This window comes from Lachnoclostridium sp. An131, from assembly GCF_002160825.1.
Classification (GTDB): domain Bacteria; phylum Bacillota; class Clostridia; order Lachnospirales; family Lachnospiraceae; genus Laedolimicola.
This window is the reverse complement of sequence record NZ_NFLI01000004.1, coordinates 123680-144893: the sequence shown is the minus strand read 5'-3', so window position 1 is coordinate 144893 and position 21214 is coordinate 123680. Positions and strand designations below refer to the sequence as shown.

Sequence of the window (21214 nt, the reverse complement as noted above, 5' to 3'; positions counted from 1 at the left end):
CTGTTGACGGGCAGTCTCAATGATAGAAAATTCTGCCCCGGGGCGGCGAGAGGAGAGAGAAAATGGCGAAGGAGAAGAAACTGGTGGAAGAGATTACATCGATGGATGTGGATTTCGCCCAGTGGTATACGGATGTTGTAAAAAAAGCGGAGCTGACAGATTATACAAGCGTAAAGGGCTGCATGGTAATCAAGCCGGCAGGCTATGCGATTTGGGAAAATATTCAGAAGGAGCTGGACAGGCGGTTTAAGGAGACGGGCGTGGAGAACGTTTATCTGCCTATGTTTATTCCGGAAAGCCTGCTTCAGAAGGAAAAGGATCACGTAGAGGGCTTTGCTCCGGAGGTGGCCTGGGTGACTCATGGAGGCGCGGAAGCGCTGCAGGAGCGTATGTGCGTGCGTCCTACCTCGGAGACTCTGTTCTGTGATTTCTACGCGAAGGAGATCCAGTCCTACCGGGATCTGCCGAAGGTATATAATCAGTGGTGTTCTGTCGTGCGGTGGGAGAAGACCACGCGTCCGTTCCTGCGCTCCAGAGAGTTCCTGTGGCAGGAAGGACATACGGCTCACGCGACTGCAGAGGAGGCAGAGGAGCGTACGCAGCAGATGCTGAACGTGTATGCGGACTTCTGTGAGGAGGTTCTGGCGATTCCGGTGATTCGCGGACGCAAGACGGACAAGGAGAAATTCGCGGGAGCAGAGGCGACCTACACGATCGAGTCTCTGATGCATGATGGCAAGGCGCTTCAGTCAGGAACCAGCCATAATTTCGGCGACGGCTTTGCGAAGGCCTTCGGCATTCAGTATACGGCAAAGGATAATACACTCCAGTATGTGCATCAGACCTCCTGGGGTATGACGACCCGTATGATCGGTGCGATCATTATGGTGCATGGAGACAACAGCGGCCTGGTTCTGCCGCCGCGGATCGCGCCGACCCAGGTGATGGTGATCCCGATCGCCCAGCACAAGGAGGGTGTGCTGGATAAAGCCTATGAGATTAAGTCTGAGCTTCTGAAGGCCGGCTTTACAGTTAAGGTGGATGATTCTGACAAGAGCCCGGGATGGAAATTCTCTGAGCAGGAGATGAAGGGCATTCCGGTCCGCATTGAGATCGGACCGAAGGATATCGAGGCGAATCAGGCAGTGATCGTGCGCCGCGATACCCGCGAGAAGATCGTGGTTTCTCTTGATAAGCTGTCCGCGAAGCTGGCAGAGGTGCTGGATACCATGCAGAAGGATATGCTGGAGCGCGCGCGGGCTCACAGAGACGCGCACACCTATGACGCGCTGACCTATGAGGAGTTTGTGAAGACCATCAATGAAAAGCCGGGCTTTGTGCGTGCTATGTGGTGCGGCGATCAGGCCTGCGAGGATAAGATTAAGGAAGATACTACAGCCACTGCCCGCTGCATGCCCTTTAAGCAGGAGAAGCTTTCAGACGTATGCGTCTGCTGCGGAAAGCCTGCGAAGGCCATGGTTTACTGGGGCAAGGCGTACTAAGGCAAGGGCCATAGAAGAACCAATAGAATAATCAGTAGAGAATCCATTTCGGAAAGGAAACGCTCCATGCCCCAGATTCAGATCCCGGAAAAAGCAAGCCATATTATTTCAGTCCTCACGGAAGCCGGCTTTGAGGCCTACGTGGTGGGCGGCTGCGTCCGGGATGCTATTCTGGGGCGGGACGCGGCGGACTGGGACATTACGACGAACGCGCTGCCTTCGCAGGTGAAGGCGCTCTTTCCGAGAACGCTGGATACTGGACTCCAGCATGGAACCGTGACGGTGATGCAGGGAAAGGAAGGCTTTGAGGTGACGACCTACCGGATCGACGGCGAGTATCTGGACGGCCGCCATCCTGACAGGGTGACGTTTACGCCCAGCCTTCTGGAGGATCTGAAGCGCCGGGACTTTACAGTCAATGCCATGGCATATAATGAGAAGGAGGGCCTTGTGGACGCCTTCGGCGGCCTGGAGGATCTGGAGCGCAGGCGGATTCGCTGCGTGGGCGATCCGAGGGAGAGATTCACGGAGGATGCGCTGCGGATTTTGAGGGCTGTGCGCTTTTCCGCCCAGTTGGATTTTACGATAGAGGAAAAGACGAGGGCGGCGCTTTCCGAGTTTGCGCCCCGTCTTTGGAAGGTCAGCGCGGAACGGATCCAGACAGAGCTTGTGAAGCTTCTTACATCCTCTCATCCGGAGGTATTCCGTGTGGTCTGGGAAACAGGAATTTCGGCAGTGATTCTGCCTGAATTTGACGCTTGCATGGATACTCCCCAGAACAACCCGCATCACTGCTGGTCTGTGGGTGAGCATACGCTGCGCGCTCTGCCCTTCGTGGAGCCTGACAAGGTGCTGCGTCTGGCAGTTCTCCTTCATGATATCGGAAAGCCGCCGGTTCGGACTACGGATGAGTGCGGTGTCGATCATTTTTACAGCCACGCGCAGAAGGGAGCGGAGATGGCTGGCAGTATTCTGCGCCGCCTGAAATTTGACAATGATACCCGGAAGAGGGTGGCGAGGCTGGTGCAGGTTCATGACGACCTGCAGATTGCTGCGGCGCAGCGAAGCGTGCGCCGGGCCGTATACCGGATTGGGGCCGATCTGTTTCCGGATTACCTGAAGGTACGCCGGGCGGATATCATGGCGCAGAATCCGGACGTACGCCAGGAAAAGCTGAACGAGCTTGCCCGGATAGAGGAGATGTACCAGAAGATTCTTGAGGCTCAGCAGTGCCTTTCCTTGAAGGACCTGGCAGTGACAGGCCGGGATCTCATCGAGGCGGGAATGCAGCCGGGGCCGGAGCTTGGAAGAACCCTGAATCAGCTTTTGGAGCTTGTGATTGAGCATCCGGAATATAATACAAAAGAATCTCTTTTGGAGAGAATAATACCCCCCGTTTCTTCATAGATTTGAAAGGAACGGGGGGATTTGTGTGAACGAAAAGGGACTGCAAATTTTAGAGCAGTATGATATCTGTCTTCAGAAGAGCTTCGGCGGCCGCGGAAGCCTGATGCTGGAGACCGACAGGGGACTGAAATTGTTGAAGGAATTTGCAGGCTCCAGACATAAGCTCCCCTGTGAGCAGGAGCTGCTGAAACGGCTGGAGGAGCAGGGGGTCTGCAGGACAGACCGGGTGGTTCCGAACCGGGAAGGAAGCCTGATCTCTGTCGGAGAGTACGATACGCCGTATATTCTGAAAAACTGGCCTCCGGGCCGGGAATGCGATCCGAAAAACGAAGAGGAGCTTCTGCGCAGCATGCGGACGCTGGCCCGGATTCATCGGGTTCTCCGGGGTCTGCCGGAAGCGGCGGCCATATCCGCAGAGGACAAACGGCGCATGACCGGAACAGGACAGTGCCGGGAGCTGGAAAAACGGAACCGTGAGCTCCGCCGGGCACAGAATTTTATCCGGAACAGGCACAGAAAAGGAAGCTTTGAGCTTCTGTTTTTAAAATGCGCGGAGGGCGTCCTTCGGGACGGGCGGCTGGCGCAGGAAAGGCTGGAGGCTGACGGAGCAGGCGCGCTCTACGAGCGCGCCTGCCAGGAGGAGCACATCTGCCATGGGGAATATATTCATCATAATATCCTGATCAGCCGTCAGGAAACGGCTGTGGTAAATTTCCAGCGCTTCGAAATCAATGTACAGGTGGGAGATATCTGCCTTTTCTTAAGAAAAATCATGGAAAAGCAGAATTGGAATGAAGGGCTTGCAGCCCGCATGCTTTCGGCTTATGAAAGGGAGCAGCCGCTGTCGGAGCAGGAACGGCTTTATCTGGCGGTCAGCCTGTATTATCCGGAAAAGGTATGGAAGCTGATCCACCATTATTATAATACCAGCAAGGCCTGGGTGCCGGAAAAGAGCACAGAAAAGCTGGAGGTATTTCTGGCCCAGGAGGAGAAAAGGAAGCGGATGATCCGGGGCCTGTTTTGTGTAAGTTTTTCATGAACCGGGCATATTTCATTGACTTTTAACTATAAACATTTTACAATGAAAAAAGACCGGGATCGCCGCCGGAGGCGCGGATTTGGAGGAGTACAGACAGGATAGTCCACGGCAGCCCGGAATTATGGAAGGGTGAGGTGCAAAAAATATGTACATGGATGACTACAGGCGTTGGATGGAAGCAGATCTGGAGGACCCGGCTCTGAAGGAAGAGCTGGAGTCGATTCAGGGGAAGGAAGACGAGATCAAGGATCGTTTTGCGGTGGCCCTGAAATTCGGAACGGCGGGTCTGCGCGGCGTGCTGGGCGCAGGAACAAACCGCATGAATATTTATGTGGTGCGTCAGGCGACTCAGGGGCTGGCAAACTGGGTAAAGACCCAGGGGGGAAACCAGCTGGTGGCGATAAGCTATGACAGCCGGATTAACAGCGATGTGTTTGCAAGGACTGCAGCCTGCGTGCTGGCGGCAAACGGAATTAAGGTACGTATTTATGATGCTCTGATGCCGGTTCCGGCTCTGAGCTTTGCGACGCGTTATTATAAGGCGAATGCAGGCGTTATGGTGACTGCATCCCATAATCCTGCCAAATATAACGGATATAAGGCCTATGGCCCGGACGGCTGCCAGATGACAGATGAGGCGGCTGATATCGTCTATGCGGAGATTCAGAAGACAGATATTCTGACCGGCGCGAAGCTGATGAGCTTCGAGGAGGGCCAGGCGCAGGGACTCATCGAGTATGTAGGCGACGACTGCAAGGAAGCGCTTTATGCAGCGATCGAGGCACGCAGCGTGCGTCCGGGAATCTGCAAAACAGCAGGACTGAAGCTGGTATATTCTCCGCTGAACGGATCGGGTCTGGTTCCGGTTATGCGGGTGCTGAAGGATATCGGTATTACAGATGTTACCATTGTTCCGGAGCAGGAGAAGCCGGACGGCAATTTCCCGACCTGCCCCTACCCGAATCCGGAGATTTTTGAGGCGCTGAAGCTTGGCCTTGAGCTGGCAGAAAAATGCGGCGCCGATCTGATGCTTGCCACCGACCCGGACGCTGACCGCGTGGGAATCGCGATGAAGTGTCCGGACGGAAGCTATGAGCTGGTATCCGGAAATGAGATGGGCGTTCTGCTGCTGGACTATATCTGCGCCGGACGTATCGAGAACGGCACGATGCCGAAGAATCCGGTGGCGGTGAAATCCATCGTATCTACCCCGCTGGCAGATGCGGTGGCGGAGAACTACGGCGTAGAGCTCCGGGGAGTACTGACCGGATTTAAGTGGATCGGAGATCAGATTGCGCAGCTGGAGGCAGCAGGCGAGGTAGACCGCTTTATCTTTGGTTTTGAGGAGAGCTACGGATATCTGGCAGGCCCCTATGTGCGCGACAAGGACGCTATCATCGGTTCCATGCTGATCTGCGAGATGGCGGCATATTACAGAAGCATCGGTTCTTCCATCAAGCAGAGGCTGGAAGAGATCTATGAGAAATACGGACGCTATCTGAATAAGGTAGACAGCTTTGAGTTTCCGGGTCTGTCCGGTATGGACAAGATGGCCGGGATTATGGAAGGCTTACGGAAAAATCCGCCTGCGGAGATCGGCGGCTGCCGGGTGGTAAAGGCGACCGATTATAAGAATACGGAGGAGACCGGGCTTCCGGCGGCGAATGTGCTGACCTACAAGCTGGATGGAGGAGCTGAGGTAATCATCCGTCCGTCAGGAACAGAGCCGAAGATCAAGACGTACTTTACGACTCTGGGCAGGACTCTGGAGGAGGCACAGGCACAGAAGGATAAGCTGGCGGAAGCGCTGAAGCCGATGCTTGCATAAAAAGACAGATCATTTCAAGAAAAAGGCAGAAAGCGCCGGCATATCAGGGAAAGCCAAAAAGGCTGCCCTGGTACGCCGGCGTTAAAAGGTGGATGAAAAGGATGGAACAGGAAAAAAGATATACCTATGAAGAGCTTCTGGATATCGTGGCAGAGCTTCGAAGCGAGCATGGCTGCCCCTGGGACCGGAAGCAGACCCATGAAAGCATGATCAAATGCCTCAGGGAAGAGTGCGAAGAGGTCGTGCAGGCAATCGAGAAGAAGGACGATGAGAATCTCTGCGAGGAGCTGGGCGACGTGCTGCTGCAGGTGCTGATGCACAGCCAGATCGCGGCGGAGGAGCAGCGGTTTACGATAGAGGATGTGGTGGACATGCTGGCCCACAAGCTGGTGCGCCGCCATCCTCATGTGTTCGGCGATCAGAAGGCATTGACTGCGGAAGAGGGCCTGGCCAGCTGGGAGGCTGTAAAACGGCAGGAGAAGGAAGAAAAGGAGCGCAGGAAAAAGCAGAAGGCTTCGGAAAACAGCTGGTAATTTTTTCATATGTCCGAAGCGGCGCCAAAAAATGAGGGAAACTCCTTGACAAACGTACGGTAAACGGGTATAAATAGGAAAGAAGATATGGAGAACGCACACACAGACATATCATCGAAACAAAGAAGAAGTATTTTTGATAGGAGGAATTATCCGAATGAACAGAATGGAATTAGTTGCTGCTATTGCAGAAAAGAGCGAGTTATCCAAGAAGGACGCAGAGAAGGCGCTGAAGGCTTTCACTGACGTAGTGGCAGAGGAGCTGAAGAAGGGTGAGCAGATTCAGCTGGTAGGCTTCGGTACCTTCAAGGTATCTGAGAGAGCCGCAAGAGAGGGAAGAAATCCGCAGACTGGCGAGACCATGCAGATCAAGGCTTCCAAGTCTCCGAAGTTCACAGCCGGCAAGGCACTGAAGGACGCTCTGAACTAATCTATGCGCCTTGATAAATATTTAAAGATTTCCCGCCTGATTAAACGGAGAACTGTGGCGAATGAGGCCTGCGATGCCGGACGGGTTCTGGTGAACGGCAAGACAGCCAAGGCTTCGGTGAATGTCAAGGAAGGGGACGTGATAGAGATACAGTTCGGAAGCAAGGCCGTCAAGGTAGAGGTTCTGAACGTGCAGGAGACTGTACGCAAGGAGGAAGCAAAAGAGCTGTACCGATATCTTTGAGTCACATAAGACATAAAAAGTAAGACCTTCTAATATATTTAATAATAGATTAAATATGTTAGGAGGTCTTTTTGTGGAGGAAAAGCAGTATGCAAAGGCGCATAAGCTTTTGCTGAACAATAGAAGGACAGGTACTGTAAGCGGCGTAACAGACGTGATTTCCTTTGACATTGCAGAGATTCTGCTGGAGACAGAGCAGGGGATGCTGACGATAAAGGGCGCGGATCTCCATGTAAACCGCCTGACACTGGAAAAGGGCGAGGTGGATATCGAGGGGAGAATCGACAGCATGGCTTATTCGGAGGTTACGGACTTTCACAAGACGGGCGCGTCTCTTCTGGGCCGCCTGTTTAAATAGAGATGAGCGGGGAGATCCTGCTGGAGCTGCAGTTTTTTGTCCGGGCGTTTCTGTGGGGAATGTTTCTTGCCCTGGTCTATGACCTGATCCGTATTTTCCGGCGCCTGGTCTCCCACGGGACGGCAGCTCTGGCTGTGGAGGACATTTTGTACTGGCTGGCCTGCGGCGTTTTGATTTTCCGGATGCTTTACCAGGAAAACAGCGGGGCGATCCGGGGGTTTGCCATCGCAGCAGTCGTTTTAGGCATGTTATTGTGTTTGCAATTAGAAAAGCTTTTAAAAAAAGTGAGAAAGAAATTGCATAATTCAGTTAAAAGAGGTATAATGAGCTCAAAGTCTACCCAGGGAGGAAAGAAGTCATGACCACAAAGACGCGGCGCGTGATGAAGCGGAAAAAGCGCATGGAATTTCGTCTGGTTCTGGCGGCGGTTTTCTGTCTGCTGCTTGTGGCTTCTTTCGGGAAGCTCCGGCTCCAGCAGAAAAATGAGACGTACCAGCAGCAGGAAGAGGAGCTTCTGGCCCAGATTTCCGAGGAAGAGGAGAGAACTGAGGAGATCGAGGAGCTTAAGAAATATGTTCAGACCAAAAAGTATGTGGAAGAGGTCGCCAAGGAGCGGCTGGGACTGGTCTATGAGGATGAGATTCTTTTTAAGGCGGAGGAATAGCCGGGAATAGCTTTTAAGCGGCTTTGGCGCCGGCGTGCAGGGCATACAGCCCGCGCACGCCGGCGCTTTTGCCGATACAGGGCGCGCGGAATTTATGAAGGAGAGAATTGTCGTGAAGCGTAAGCTTCGTTTTTTTTGTCTCAAGCTCTTAAAGCGGATTCTATGTCCTAAAATGTCTAAAATTTCCAGTCTTTGATTCTATGGTTTGACAAATTATTTGTTTTCCGTCCTCTATAATACCCAATCACACAGACACACACAGAAGATTAGGAGGACTTGGAAAATGAAGAGGGAAGAGGAACAGCAAAAAAACGGAAGCTGGGGCTGGCTGTACGGCATTACAGCCGGAGCCTGCGTGGCAGCCATGCAGATCGGCGTGGGAATGTTTCAGATGGAACAGGACTACGCGGTTATTCTGGGCGCGGCCCAGGGACTGCTGGTATGCTCGCTGACGGTTATCTGCGGCAGCATCATGGAATGGCTGCTTCGCCCGCTGCCGGCGCAGGAGGGAGAGCTGGGGGGCCATCTGAGCCCGGCCCGCGCAAGAGTACGGGAGTATGAGGAGGCTTTCCGAAGCCTGGCACAGAGCTTTACCGGCCTTTCAGCCAAAAGGGCCCCGGAAAGCGAAAGGGAAGCAGAGCTTCATCCGGAGGACGGGGCTGCAGTGCTGGACGCGCCGGCGAAGATGAAGCTTTTGTGGAATACCAGGCTGGAGGAAAACAGGGAGGCTATGGCCGCGCAGCTGAATGAAATGGCTCAGATTATGACTGACACCGTGGAGCATGCCTGGGATACGAAAAGCGACGAGGATCTGGAAGAGCACCTGAGGAAAAAGCTGAAAGCGATGGGACTCTCGGTCCATTCCGTGCTGGTGTACTGCGAGGAGCACAGACGCCAGGAGGTCTACCTGACGATGAATACCAGGAGGCGTAAATGCGTAGCGGTCAAAGACATTGCCGCAGCGCTGACCAGGCTTATGAAGAAAGCAATGATGCCGGCCAGGGACAGCCGTGCTTTTGTGGGAAGTGAAAAGGTTACCGTACTTTTTGTGGAGCGCACGAATTTTCAGGTATTGTACGGCGTGGAGAAGGCGGTGAAGGGAAAGGAACGGATCTCGGGGGACAATTTTTCTCTGCGGTGCTGCCGGGAAGGGCAGTTCATCGGGGCCCTTTCGGACGGAATGGGTTCGGGAATCACGGCCTACCGGGAAAGTGAGCTGGTGATCGATCTTCTGGAGCAGTTTCTGGAAGCCGGATTCTCCAAGGAGACGGCAGTGCGTATGATCAATTCTGCGCTGATTGTGCGTTCAGACGCCCAGGTATTTTCTACCATTGATATCGCTTCGCTGGATCTGTATACCGGCGTGTGTGAATTTTTGAAGGTGGGGGCGTCTACGACGTTTATCCGCAGGGACAACTGGGTGGAGACGATCTCGTCCACGAGCCTTCCGGCAGGGGTGTTTCACAAGCTGGAGCCAGACTGCGCCAGCAAAAAGCTGTATGCCGGCGATATGGTGATTATGGTGACGGATGGTGTACTGGACGCGCTTCCGGCGGCCCACCAGGAAAGCATGATGAAGGACATCATCATGGAGCATGATACGGGAAATCCCTCCGAGCTTGCGGCCTATATTCTGGGAAGGGTCCGCCAGTACCGGGAAAAGGAGCCTTCGGACGATATGACAGTGCTCGTCATGGGGCTTGTAAAGTATTGACTTCCGGAAAGAAAAGCCTGTATACTAAATGCAGAATTGCCGCCGGCAGGAAAAGGGCAGGAAAGGAAGCAAAAAGGCATGCGGGAACGTGTACAGGCATATATCAAGGAGCATCAGATGATTCGGCCGGGAGAAAATGTGGCGGCAGGCGTATCGGGCGGCCCGGATTCCGTCTGCCTGCTTTTTCTGCTGAAGGATATCTGCCGGGAGCTTGGAGCCAGGCTTTCTGCGGTCCATGTTCATCACGGGCTCCGTGGAGCAGAGGCAGATGGCGACGAGAGCTTTGTCCGGGAGCTCTGCGCCCGGGAGCAGATTCCTCTGAGGGTCTTTTCGTATGATGTGAGAGAGCGCGCAGCCCGGGAAAGGCTTACCCTGGAGGAAGCAGGGCGGCTCTGCCGCTACGAAGCCTTCCGGGAGGCCGCTTCGGAGCTTGGCGGCGCCCGGATCGCTGTGGCGCACCACATGGACGATCAGGCAGAAACCGTCCTCTTTCATCTGTTCAGGGGGGCTGGCATCCGGGGCCTTAGCGGCATGGAGCCTGTGAGGGGCGATGTGATCCGGCCCCTTCTTTGCGTCTGCCGGGATGAAATTCTGGAATGGCTCCGGGGGGAGGGACACTCCTGGAGGACGGACAGCAGCAATGAGAGCAGCGAGTATATGAGAAACCGGATTCGGGGCGAGCTTCTTCCCTGGGCTCAAGCCCATGTCAATCCCCAGGCCGGGCGCCATGTGGCGGAGGCTGCGCAGGAGCTCTCAGAGATAGAAGGCTTTTTGAGGCGAAAGACAGAAGAGGCCTTCCGGCTGTGCGTCCGGGAAGAGGAGAACGGCTGCTTTCTTTTTGAGTCCGGCTACCGGCTTCTCGATCCTGTTCTGCAGGACCGGCTGCTCCGCCGCTGCATGGAGACGGCAGGAGGACTGAAGGATGTAGAGCGGATTCATATCCGGATTCTCCGGGAGCTTATGGAAAAGCAGACGGGAAGCAGGGCGGATCTGCCGGGAGGGCGGAGCGCCCGAAGGGAGTACCAGGGGCTCCGGATAGAAAAAAAATCCCGGACGGAAGCAGGAAGGGGAACGCAGGAGGCGCCCGGCGGGGAAGGCGGAACCGGTACGGGTACGGCCGGTGCGGCCGCAGAACAGGCACTGCGCCCCAGGATTCCCGGAAGCCTTACGATCGGCGGGAAGACCTGGCGCTTTTCCCTTGAAAAAGCGCAAAAAGATCAAATTATTCCTCAAAAAACATATACGAAATGGTTTGACTATGATAAAATAAAAAAATGTCTGGAAATACGGGGAAGACGGCCGGGAGATTACCTGGAGATCAACAGAGAGCACGGCAGAAAGAAGCTGAAGGCGTATCTGGTGGATGAAAAAATACCGGCTTCGGAACGGGAGCGCCTGCGCCTGCTTGCAGACGGGTCCCATATTGTCTGGATTCCGGGACATCGAATCAGCGAAGGCTATAAGGTGACGGACGATACGGAAAGAATCCTGAAAGTACAAATCGATGGAGGAGAAGAAAATGGCTGAGAAAATCAGAGTGATGATTTCGGAGGAAGAGGTAGACGCCAAAATCAGAGAGCTGGGCAGGAAAATCAGTGAGAAATTTGAGGGGGAAGCAGTTCATCTGATCTGTATTTTAAAGGGAAGCGTGTTCTTTGTCTGCGAGCTGGCAAAGAGGATTACAGTTCCCGTGACCATAGATTTCATGCAGGTATCGAGCTACGGCGCAGAGACCAAATCCAGCGGAGTGGTGCGCCTGAGCAAGGACCTGGACGAGCCGCTTCAGGGCAAGAATGTCATTATCGTGGAGGATATTATTGATTCCGGAAGAACGCTGAATCATCTGGTAAAGCTGCTGGCGCAGAGAAGTCCCAAAACTATGACACTCTGTACGCTTCTGGATAAGCCTTCCCGGAGAGTCGTGGATGTGGATGTGGAGTTCACCGGCTTCCAGATTCCGGATGAGTTCGTGGTGGGATACGGACTGGATTACGATCAGAAGTACCGGAATCTTCCCTATATCGGTGTGATAGAATTTGTGGATTAGAGAGAAAGGGTAACGGAGGAAAGGATTTGAACAGCAGACAATTTCGGGTATCAGGACTGTCCATGCTTCTTTTGATGATTGCGCTTCTGTTTTTTGCACGGTGGATTGCAAACATGGATATGGGCAATGTGTATACCTATGATCAGTTTGAGACAGACGTGGAGAATGGGCAGGTCGTAAGCGCGGTGATTCAGCAGTCTGAGGCTGTGCCTACAGGAACGGTCCGCCTGACCATGAAGGATGGAGCGGAGCGCCAGATAAATGTGCCGGATACTGTGGAAGCCAGAGAGCTGCTTCAGCAGAGCGGGGCAGTCGTATCGTTCACGCAGGTAAGGGGGGAGAGTCTGTTTGGCTCTGTGGGAATATCCCTGCTTGTGTCGGTAGCCGTAGTGGCGGTTATGATGATCTTTCTGAACCGGCAGAACGGCGGCAGCGGCGGAAAGATGATGGATTTCGGAAGAAGCCGCGCCAGGATGACAACCCAGGAGCAGATTCACACGACGTTTAAGGATGTGGCAGGTCTTCAGGAGGAAAAAGAGGAGCTCAAGGAGATTGTAGATTTCCTGAAGCTTCCGGAGAAATACGTACGCGTAGGCGCGCGTATTCCGAAGGGAGTGCTTCTGGAGGGGCCTCCGGGAACAGGTAAGACGCTGCTTGCAAAGGCAGTGGCAGGAGAAGCGGGAGTGCCGTTCTTCAGCATTTCAGGTTCTGATTTTGTGGAAATGTTTGTCGGCGTGGGCGCGTCCCGCGTCCGGGATCTGTTCGCAGACGCGAAGAGAAACCATCCCTGTATTGTGTTTATCGATGAGATCGACGCGGTGGCGAGACGCCGCGGCAGCGGCATGGGCGGCGGCCATGACGAGAGAGAGCAGACGCTGAACCAGCTTCTGGTAGAGATGGACGGATTCGGCGTAAATGAAGGAATCATTGTGATGGCAGCTACGAACCGGGTAGACATTCTTGACCCGGCTATTCTGCGGCCCGGCCGTTTCGACAGAAAAATTGTGGTGGGCCGGCCGGATGTGCGTGGAAGAGAGGAGATTCTTCAGGTACACGCAAAGAATAAGCCGCTGTCTGAGGACGTGGATCTGAAGCAGATCGCCCAGACGACTGCCGGGATGACTGGAGCTGATCTGGAAAACCTTTTGAATGAAGCCGCGATCTTTGCGGCAAAGGACGACCGGCCTTATATCGTTCAGGAGGATATCCGCAAATCCTTTGTCAAGGTGGGAATCGGAGCAGAGAAGAAGAGCCGCGTGGTATCCGAGAAGGAGAAGCGGATTACCGCTTATCATGAGGCAGGGCATGCGATTCTGTTCCATGTGCTGCCGGACGTGGGACCGGTCTACAGCGTATCCATTATCCCTACGGGCATCGGCGCCGCGGGCTATACGATGCCGCTTCCTGAGAAGGACGAGATGTTTAATACAAAGGGCCGGATGCTTCAGGATATCGAGGTTTCCCTGGGCGGCCGCATTGCGGAGGAGCTGGTCTTTGACGATATTACGACAGGGGCGTCCCAGGATATCAAGCAGGCGACCCGCGTGGCCCGCGCCATGGTGACGAAATACGGCATGTCCGATGAGCTTGGCCTTGTCAGCTATGATTCTGACGAGGAAGTATTTATCGGGCGTGATTTTGGACACACCAAGGGCTACGGGGAGGATGTAGCCGGCAAGATCGACGCTGAGATTAAGCGGATCGTGGACGAGTGCTACGAGAAGGCGAAAAAGATTATTCTGGAAAACCGGAAGGTGCTGGATGCGGCGGCAGAGCTGCTCCTGGAGAAGGAAAAGATTTCCCGGGAAGAGTTTGAGGCGCTGTTTGAAGAGAATGGAAATGCGCCGGAAATGGCCTGACAACCGGTTTTTACCGTTCCTGCAGCCGGATTTTTGTATATTTCGTCATAATGCCGGAAATGGTATGTGAATTATTCACAAAAACAAGTTGCTTTTTTTGTGAACTTTGTGCACACTTATTCCGGAACTATGCTATAATAATACTCGTAAAACCCCCAATACATTATATAGTTTTTGCTACACCCCATAAGTAAAAGAAATACCTTCTCCTGAAACAGACAGCGTAAGCTGTCTGTTTCACTTTGTACAAAAAGCGTGCAGGCTCGGTGAATGCCAGATGGAAAGGCAGGCACGTCCTGTACGCTTTCTCTGAAAATGGTTGTAATTGATAGTTAGGTAGTATAGAATAGAACATAGGGGAGAACGATAGAAAGAGTGAATATATGGGAAAAATTAATCAGCAGGCGCTCTATGCGGATGAATCCGGCGTTTACCGGATACCGCTTGAGGCAAAGCCGGGAGATCAGGTGACCTTAAGATTCCGCACAGGAAAAGACAATGTCGATAATGTATATGTGATCAGCGGGGAAGCGCGCTGGCCCATGGAAAAGGTTTCTTCAAGCGGATATTTTGATTATTATGAAACACAGATAGATGTGGGAACGGAGCTGGTTCCGTACTTTTTTGAGGTCCGTTCCGGTGATGAAAGGCTTTTCTATAACAAGCAGAACGTGACGGACGATCTGCAGAGCTGCTATGCCTTCGGCATCGTTCCGGGCTTTTCCACGCCGGAGTGGGCGAAGGGAGCGGTGATGTACCAGATCTATGTGGACCGCTTCTGCAACGGGGATCCGTCCAATGATGTGCTGACCGGGGAGTACAGCTATATCGGAGAGCAGGTACAGCGTGTGGAAAATTGGGAGGAATACCCGAAGCCTATGGACGTCCGGTATTTTTACGGCGGCGATCTTCAGGGAATTCTGGATAAGCTGGATTACCTTCAGGATCTGGGGATCGAGGTCATTTATATGAATCCGATCTTCGTATCGCCTTCGAATCATAAGTATGACACGCAGGATTACGACTATATCGATCCGCATTTTACGGTAATCAAGCATGACGGCGGAGAGCTTCTGCCTCCGGGAGAGCTGGACAACACAAAGGCTACCAAGTACATCAAGCGTGTGGTCTGTAAGGAGAACCTGGAGGCCAGCAATGAATTTTTTATTCATTTTGTGGAAGAGGTGCACAAAAGAGGCATGCGCGTGCTTCTGGACGGCGTATTTAACCATTGCGGCTCCTTTAATAAATGGCTTGACCGGGAACGTCTGTATGAGGGCGACAGTGACTACGAGAAGGGCGCTTATATCTCTGCGGACAGTCCATACAGGAAGTTTTTTAAATTTAACAACAAGCACGACTGGCCGTACAACAAATATTACGACGGCTGGTGGGGACATGATACGCTGCCCAAGCTCAGCTATGAGACTTCACAGGAGCTGTATGACTATATCATGGGAATCGCGCGGAAATGGGTGTCTCCGCCGTACAATGTGGACGGCTGGAGGCTTGACGTGGCGGCGGACTTGGGCTGGTCCGAGGAATTCAATCACAAATTCTGGAAGGATTTCCGGAAAAATGTGAAGGAGGCGAACCCGGACGCGGTGATTTTCGCAGAGCATTACGGGGACGCTTCAGCCTGGCTGCAGGGCGACGAGTGGGATTCCGTGATGAATTACGATACCTTTATGGAGCCGGTTACCTGGTATCTGACGGGTATGGAGAAGCACAGCGACGCCTACCATCCGGAGCTTATGAACAACGCGGACTTTTTCCTGAGGCTTCTGCAGGATAAGACGCCGGCCTTTTACGGACAGTCCTATCAGGTAGCGATGAACCAGCTTTCCAACCATGACCATTCCCGTTTTCTGACCAGGACCAACCATATGGTGGGCCGTGTGGGAGAGCTGGGCAGCAGGGCGGCTGAGGAGGGCGTTTCAAAGGCTGTATTCCGTGAGGCGGTTACCTTTATGCTGACCTGGCACGGAGCTCCTACGATCTATTACGGAGATGAAGCCGGCGTCTGCGGATTTACGGACCCGGACAGCCGCAGGACCTATCCCTGGGGTCATGAGGACAGGGAGCTGATCCGCTTTCACAAGGAGCTGATTCGGATCCGGAAGGAAAATCCGGCCTGCCGCCGGGGCTGCAGCGTATGGCTGTTTGCAGATGGAGGCTGTATCTCCTTTGGAAGATTTCTGGAGGGAAACTATGTGGTCACAGTGCTGAACAATACGGAAGAAGGCCGCAGGCTGGAGCTTCCGGTCTGGCGCCTGGAGACGCCGGACGGCGTGCTGATGAACCGGCAGATCATGTCCGTGGAGGACGGGTTTACGCTGGAAAAGGCATATTATCTGGTTCTGAACGGCGAGATTGAGATCTTTATGCCGCCGTATTCCGCAGCAGTGCTGAATTACAAGAGCGAAGAGGCCGTGTGGAAGGACTATCAGTAAGAAAAAACGATAAAATTTTTCTTGACAACAAATAAGAATTGTGATAATTTATAGAAAATTTAACATGGTAAACAGTTAAACCGATGAAGCGGAAGTAACGGCAGTTATGCGCGTACAGAGAGTCCGGGTCAGGTGGAAGCCGGATCGAGATGCAGATTGTCAAATGGACCGCTGAGGGCGCAGCCAAAGGCTGGAGACAAAATGACAGAGAGCGGAGTACATGCTGTACAGGGCGCGATGTCATAAGCCGAGTATTCTGCGACGTGGGGCATACGTCAGTTGCCGGGAATATGAAGGTATTCCGCTAAGCGCACGGGTCATGCCGTGAATCAAGGTGGCACCGCGGGTGAATCATACGCTCGTCCTTGACAGATAGAGATCTATCTGTCAGGACGGGCGTTTTTTGCATATAAGCCCGTGAGCGAGCCGGAGCGGAATCTGCCTATACAGCTTGGAAAAAGGAGGAACGGATCATGATACAACTGCATCCCACATTTGAAGAGGTCAGAAAAACAGCGTCATCAGGAAAATACAGGCGGATCCCGGTGTGGATGGAGCTCTACGCGGACCGGTACACCCCGGTGGAGGTGCTCCGTACCTTAAGGGGAGCCAGCCGCCACTGCTACCTGCTGGAGAGCGCCAGCCAGACCGAGGTCTGGGGACGGTACTCCTTTCTGGGCTGTAATCCGGCCCTGGAGCTGAATCTGACGGACCACGAGCTCCACATCCGGAAGCCGGGGCCGGACGGGACAGAGGAGATAGAAATGCGCCGGACAGCGCATCCCGGGGAAGCGCTCCGGGAAATTCTCCGGGAATACAAAAGTCCGGCTGTGGAAGGACTGCCGCCCTTTACCGGCGGGCTGGTCGGGTACTTTTCCTATGACTATATCAAATACAGCGAGCCGAAGCTGAAGCTGGAGAGCGGGGGCAGGCAGGATTTCCGGGACATGGATCTGATGCTGTTTGATGAGGTGATAGCGTTTGATCACTACCGCCAGAAGATATATCTGACAGCAGGCGTGAAAACAGGGACATCAGAAAGGACAGAGCCGAAGCCCCAGGAAGCCCCGGACAGCCTGAGAGCGGCATATGAGGAGGCCGGCCGCAGGCTGGAACGGCTCGCGGACCTGATACGGAACGGGGAGCGGAAGGAGTTCCCGCCTCTCAGGCTTCAGTCGGAGCTGAAGCCGGCGTTTCCAAAGGAGGAATACGGGCGCATGGTAGAACGGGCCAGGGAATACATCCGCGAGGGAGACATTTTCCAGGCCGTGCTCTCGAATCCCATGCGGGCGAAGGCGGATGGGAGCCTTTTCGATACCTACCGGGCTTTAAGAGCCAGCAACCCCTCGCCCTATATGTTTTATTTTTCCAGTGACGATATTGAGATTGCGGGCGCTTCGCCCGAGACGCTGGTGAAGCTGGAGGGACAGACCTTGCGTACCTTCCCGCTGGCGGGAACCAGGCCGAGGGGCAGGACCAGAGAGGAAGACCGGCGGCTGGAGCAGGAGCTTCTGCAGGACGAAAAAGAACTGGCAGAGCACAATATGCTGGTGGATTTGGGACGCAATGACCTCGGGAAAATAAGCAGAACCGGATCGGTGAAGGTGGAAAGCTATCTGAGCGTGGAGAAATATTCTCATGTAATGCATCTGGGCTCCACCGTGAGCGGGCAGATCAGGGAGGATAAGGACGCGGTAGGCGCAGTGGACGCTGTGCTCCCGGCAGGAACCCTTTCCGGAGCGCCGAAATTCCGGGCCTGCCAGATTATCGAGGAGCTGGAGCATTCCCCGAGAGGCGTCTACGGAGGGGCCGTCGGCTACCTGGATTTTGCCGGGAACCTGGATACCTGCATCGCGATCCGCCTGGTCTACCGGAAAAACGGAGAAATCTGCATCCGTTCCGGCGCGGGGATCGTTGCGGACAGCGATCCGGAAAAGGAGTTCGAGGAATGCTGCAATAAGGCCAGGGCCGTGGTAAATGCGATCGAACAGGCACAGGAGGGACTCATATGATACTTTTGATTGACAACTACGACAGCTTTTCCTATAACCTGTATCAGCTTGCAGGCTCTCTGGAGCCGGATATCCGGGTGATAAGAAATGACGCCTGCACGCCGGAGGAAATCGAAAGCATGAAGCCGGAGGCTCTGCTTCTCTCGCCGGGCCCAGGCAGGCCGGAGCACGCAGGCGTCTGCATACCGGCTGTCCGCCGCTTTGCGGGGAGGATCCCGATCCTGGGCGTCTGCCTGGGCCATCAGGCCATTTGTGAGGCCTTTGGCGGAACGGTATCCTATGCGAAGGAGCTGATGCACGGGAAACAGAGGCTTGTATATCCGGAAAAGGAAAGCCGGCTTTTCCGGGGAATCTCCTCCCCGTTTCCGGCGGCCCGCTATCATTCGCTGGCGGCAGATCCGGATACTCTCCCGAAGGAGCTGCGGGTAACGGCCTGGTCGGAGGACGGGGAGGTCATGGCAGTGGAGCATACGGCATATCCTGTATTCGGCGTGCAGTTCCATCCGGAATCGGTGATGACGCCGGACGGAAAAGCAATAATGAAAAATTTTATGGAGGCAGTGAAAAATGATTAAAGAGGCAATTTTAAAGCTGGCAGAGAAAAAGGATCTGACCTATCAGGAGGCGGAAGCGGTAATGAATGAAATCATGGGCGGGGAAGCGTCGCCGGTACAGATGGCGTCCTACCTGACGGCGCTCTCTCTGAAGGGAGAGACGATCGACGAGATCACGGCGTCGGCAGCAGGCATGCGGGCCCACTGTGTGAAGCTGCTCCACGACCTGGATGTGCTGGAGATCGTGGGAACAGGCGGAGACGGATCGAACTCCTTCAATATTTCCACGACTGCCTCCATGGTAATCGCGGCGGGCGGCGTCCCGGTGGCGAAGCACGGCAACCGGGCCGCGTCATCGAAGTGCGGGGCGGCAGACGTGCTGGAGGCGCTGGGAGTGAAGATTACGATTCCTCCTGAAAAGAGCGCTGAGCTCCTGAGAAAAATCAATCTCTGCTTTCTGTTTGCGCAGAATTACCACATCGCGATGAAGTATGTGGCGCCGATCCGCAGGGAGCTGGGAATCCGGACGGTATTCAATATCCTGGGGCCGTTAAGCAATCCGGCGGGAGCCAACATGGAGCTGATGGGTGTCTTCGACGATATGCTGGTGGAGCCGCTGGCCCAGGTCATGATGAAGCTGGGAGTAAAGCGGGGCATGGTGGTCTACGGGCAGGATAAGCTGGATGAGATTTCCATGTGCGCGCCGACCTCAGTATGTGAAATCCGGGACGGATGGTTCCAGTCCTACGAGCTGACGCCGGAACAGTTTGGATATACCCGATGCGAAAAGGGAGAGCTCCAGGGAGGACTGCCGGAGGAAAACGCGGCGATCACGCGGGCGATCCTGAATGGAGCCGACAAGGGCGCAAAACGCTGCGCGGTCTGCCTGAACGCTGGCGCGGCCCTCTATATCGCAGGAAAGTCGGAAACGATGGAGCAGGGCGTCCGCATGGCGGAAGGCCTTATCGACAGCGGAGCGGCCCTTGCCAAGCTGGAGGAATTTATCAGGGAAAGCGCAGCGTGACGGGCGGTCCTGGGAAAAGGAGGAAGCGCATGAATATTTTGAACGAGATTGCAGAAAGGACCAGGGAAAGAATTGCAGAGGAAAAGCGGAGGCTTCCCCTTGCAGAGCTGAAGGCGCAGATACACGCTCAGGAGACAGAGCTTCAGGAAAGAAGAGGCCAGGACAGGGCGGATCAGAAAGGCCTGTCCGGATACAGGAGCTTTCCGTTCCGGAAAGCTCTGGCCGCGCCGGGAATGTCGTATATCTGTGAGGTGAAAAAAGCTTCGCCCTCCAAAGGCCTTATCGCCCCTGATTTTCCGTATCTGGAAATCGCACGGGAGTATGAGGCAGCCGGGGCCGCGGCGGTTTCCTGCCTGACTGAGCCGTATTATTTTCAAGGAGAGGACAGGTATCTGAGGGAGATTGTACAGAAGGTTCAGATACCCGTTCTCCGAAAGGATTTTACTGTGGACGAATATATGGTGTACCAGGCGAAGGCCCAGGGAGCGGCTGCGGTGCTTCTGATCTGCGCGCTTCTGGATGACGCGGAGCTTAAGGCGTACCGGGAGCTGGCAGAAGAGCTGGGGCTCGACGCGCTGACAGAAGCCCACGATGAGCGGGAGGCAGAGCGTGCCCTGAAGGCCGGAACCCGGATCATGGGCGTCAATAACCGGGATCTGCGGACCTTTGAGGTGGACATGGGAAACAGCCTCCGGCTTCGCGGCCTGGCGCCGAAGGAGGTATTGTTCGTCTCGGAAAGCGGAATCCAGAGGCAGGAGGATGTCCGGATTCTGCTTGAGAATGGAGTAAACGCGGTCTTGATTGGAGAGACCCTGATGAGAAGCTCTGACAGGAAAAGGGCCCTGGAAGAACTGAATGGAGGGCCGCTTACAGGGAGGGATGTATGACAAAAATTAAAATCTGTGGTCTCAGAAGCCTGCGGGATATCGAGGCAGTAAACGCGGCAGGTCCGGATTTTGCAGGCTTTGTGGTGGAGGCGCCGGGAAGCCGGCGTTCTGTGGACAGAAGGGAGCTTCGGGAGCTGGCGGGAAAGCTCGGCAAAGAGATTATTTCTGCAGGGGTATTTGTCAATGCGCCGGCGGAGCTTGTGGCAGAGCTGCTGGAGGAGGGAACCCTGGGGGTGGCTCAGCTTCACGGTCAGGAGGACGCGGCTTATATCAGAAGACTCCGGAGGCTGACGGATAAACCGCTGATCCAGGCCTTCTCCATACGGACAAAGAAGGATGTGAGGCGCGCTCTTGAAAGTGAGGCAGACTATCTGCTTTTTGATCAGGGAAGCGGAGGGACGGGGCTTACCTTTGACTGGAGCCTGATCCTGGAGGTTACCCGGCCGTTTTTCCTGGCGGGAGGACTGGGAGAGGGGAATCTGGAGAAAGCAGTTTTGAAGGTCAGGCCCTGGGCGGTGGATTTAAGCAGCAGCCTGGAAACAGATGGAAGAAAGGATCCGGAGAAGATACGGCGCGCGGCAGAGCTGGTGCGGAGGCTGAACCAGGGAGAGGCGGCGCGCGGTGGAGCTGGCACGGAAGCTGAGCCATGAGGAAGCAGTG

The 21214-nt window shown here is 54.5% G+C and carries 20 protein-coding genes; all 20 read left to right on the top strand.

The features are described 5' to 3' along the window. The first annotated feature begins 62 nt into the window (after positions 1 to 62). The 20 genes from proS to B5E77_RS04440 all read left to right on the top strand — a co-directional run bounded on the left by proS (position 63) and on the right by B5E77_RS04440 (position 21204). Positions 63 to 1502, top strand: coding sequence for a proline--tRNA ligase (proS, locus tag B5E77_RS04540; RefSeq protein WP_087164187.1), 1440 nt, complete (start codon positions 63 to 65; stop codon positions 1500 to 1502). A 66-nt stretch (positions 1503 to 1568) separates the two neighbouring features. Next, complete coding sequence (locus B5E77_RS04535) at positions 1569 to 2909, top strand: CCA tRNA nucleotidyltransferase (RefSeq protein WP_087164186.1); 1341 nt, start codon at positions 1569 to 1571, stop codon at positions 2907 to 2909. Between the two features lie 25 nt (positions 2910 to 2934). Beyond that, positions 2935 to 3948 carry a phosphotransferase gene (locus tag B5E77_RS04530; protein ID WP_087164185.1) on the top strand — a complete coding sequence of 338 codons (1014 nt, stop codon included), beginning with the start codon at positions 2935 to 2937 and terminating at the stop codon, positions 3946 to 3948. 145 nt (positions 3949 to 4093) lie between these two features. Then, positions 4094 to 5776 (top strand): phospho-sugar mutase, encoded by a 1683-nt coding sequence (locus tag B5E77_RS04525; RefSeq protein WP_087164184.1) that lies wholly within the window; start codon positions 4094 to 4096, stop codon positions 5774 to 5776. A gap of 101 nt (positions 5777 to 5877) precedes the next feature. Continuing rightward, positions 5878 to 6309 (top strand): MazG family protein, encoded by a 432-nt coding sequence (locus tag B5E77_RS04520; protein ID WP_087164183.1) that lies wholly within the window; start codon positions 5878 to 5880, stop codon positions 6307 to 6309. A gap of 157 nt (positions 6310 to 6466) precedes the next feature. Then, positions 6467 to 6739 carry an HU family DNA-binding protein gene (locus B5E77_RS04515; protein WP_087164182.1) on the top strand — a complete coding sequence of 91 codons (273 nt, stop codon included), beginning with the start codon at positions 6467 to 6469 and terminating at the stop codon, positions 6737 to 6739. A 3-nt stretch (positions 6740 to 6742) separates the two neighbouring features. Then, positions 6743 to 6982 (top strand): RNA-binding S4 domain-containing protein, encoded by a 240-nt coding sequence (locus tag B5E77_RS04510; RefSeq protein WP_087164181.1) that lies wholly within the window; start codon positions 6743 to 6745, stop codon positions 6980 to 6982. Between the two features lie 73 nt (positions 6983 to 7055). Further along, positions 7056 to 7340 carry a sporulation protein YabP gene (gene yabP, locus B5E77_RS04505; protein ID WP_204248014.1) on the top strand — a complete coding sequence of 95 codons (285 nt, stop codon included), beginning with the start codon at positions 7056 to 7058 and terminating at the stop codon, positions 7338 to 7340. A 2-nt stretch (positions 7341 to 7342) separates the two neighbouring features. Further along, on the top strand, positions 7343 to 7702 hold the full coding sequence (gene yabQ, locus B5E77_RS04500; RefSeq protein WP_087164179.1) for a spore cortex biosynthesis protein YabQ: 360 nt from the start codon (positions 7343 to 7345) through the stop codon (positions 7700 to 7702). After that, on the top strand, positions 7699 to 8004 hold the full coding sequence (locus B5E77_RS04495) for a septum formation initiator family protein (protein ID WP_087164178.1): 306 nt from the start codon (positions 7699 to 7701) through the stop codon (positions 8002 to 8004). Before yabQ ends, B5E77_RS04495 begins: the two co-directional genes overlap by 4 nt. 283 nt (positions 8005 to 8287) lie before the next feature. After that, positions 8288 to 9718 (top strand): SpoIIE family protein phosphatase, encoded by a 1431-nt coding sequence (locus tag B5E77_RS04490; RefSeq protein ID WP_087164177.1) that lies wholly within the window; start codon positions 8288 to 8290, stop codon positions 9716 to 9718. Between the two features lie 78 nt (positions 9719 to 9796). Continuing rightward, complete coding sequence (gene tilS, locus B5E77_RS04485; protein ID WP_087164176.1) at positions 9797 to 11245, top strand: tRNA lysidine(34) synthetase TilS; 1449 nt, start codon at positions 9797 to 9799, stop codon at positions 11243 to 11245. Then, entirely contained in the window at positions 11238 to 11765 is a 528-nt protein-coding gene (gene hpt / locus B5E77_RS04480; RefSeq protein ID WP_087164175.1) for a hypoxanthine phosphoribosyltransferase, read from the top strand. The genes tilS and hpt overlap by 8 nt, the downstream gene beginning before the upstream one ends. Before the next feature lie 62 nt (positions 11766 to 11827). After that, positions 11828 to 13624, top strand: coding sequence for an ATP-dependent zinc metalloprotease FtsH (ftsH, locus tag B5E77_RS04475; protein ID WP_204248017.1), 1797 nt, complete (start codon positions 11828 to 11830; stop codon positions 13622 to 13624). A gap of 383 nt (positions 13625 to 14007) precedes the next feature. After that, a complete protein-coding gene (locus tag B5E77_RS04470; protein WP_242963608.1) occupies positions 14008 to 16077 on the top strand; it encodes a glycoside hydrolase family 13 protein in 2070 nt (689 codons plus the stop codon). A 482-nt stretch (positions 16078 to 16559) separates the two neighbouring features. After that, positions 16560 to 18089, top strand: coding sequence for an anthranilate synthase component I family protein (locus B5E77_RS04460; protein ID WP_087164264.1), 1530 nt, complete (start codon positions 16560 to 16562; stop codon positions 18087 to 18089). Then, on the top strand, positions 18086 to 18664 hold the full coding sequence (locus B5E77_RS04455; protein ID WP_087164173.1) for an anthranilate synthase component II: 579 nt from the start codon (positions 18086 to 18088) through the stop codon (positions 18662 to 18664). The genes B5E77_RS04460 and B5E77_RS04455 overlap by 4 nt, the downstream gene beginning before the upstream one ends. Continuing rightward, entirely contained in the window at positions 18657 to 19667 is a 1011-nt protein-coding gene (trpD, locus tag B5E77_RS04450) for an anthranilate phosphoribosyltransferase (protein WP_087164172.1), read from the top strand. The genes B5E77_RS04455 and trpD overlap by 8 nt, the downstream gene beginning before the upstream one ends. Before the next feature lie 29 nt (positions 19668 to 19696). Then, complete coding sequence (gene trpC / locus B5E77_RS04445) at positions 19697 to 20554, top strand: indole-3-glycerol phosphate synthase TrpC (RefSeq protein WP_087164171.1); 858 nt, start codon at positions 19697 to 19699, stop codon at positions 20552 to 20554. Continuing rightward, the gene (locus B5E77_RS04440; RefSeq protein ID WP_087164170.1) at positions 20551 to 21204 is read left to right on the top strand and encodes a phosphoribosylanthranilate isomerase; all 654 of its coding nucleotides are present in this window, start codon (positions 20551 to 20553) and stop codon (positions 21202 to 21204) included. The genes trpC and B5E77_RS04440 overlap by 4 nt, the downstream gene beginning before the upstream one ends. Positions 21205 to 21214 lie beyond the last annotated feature (10 nt).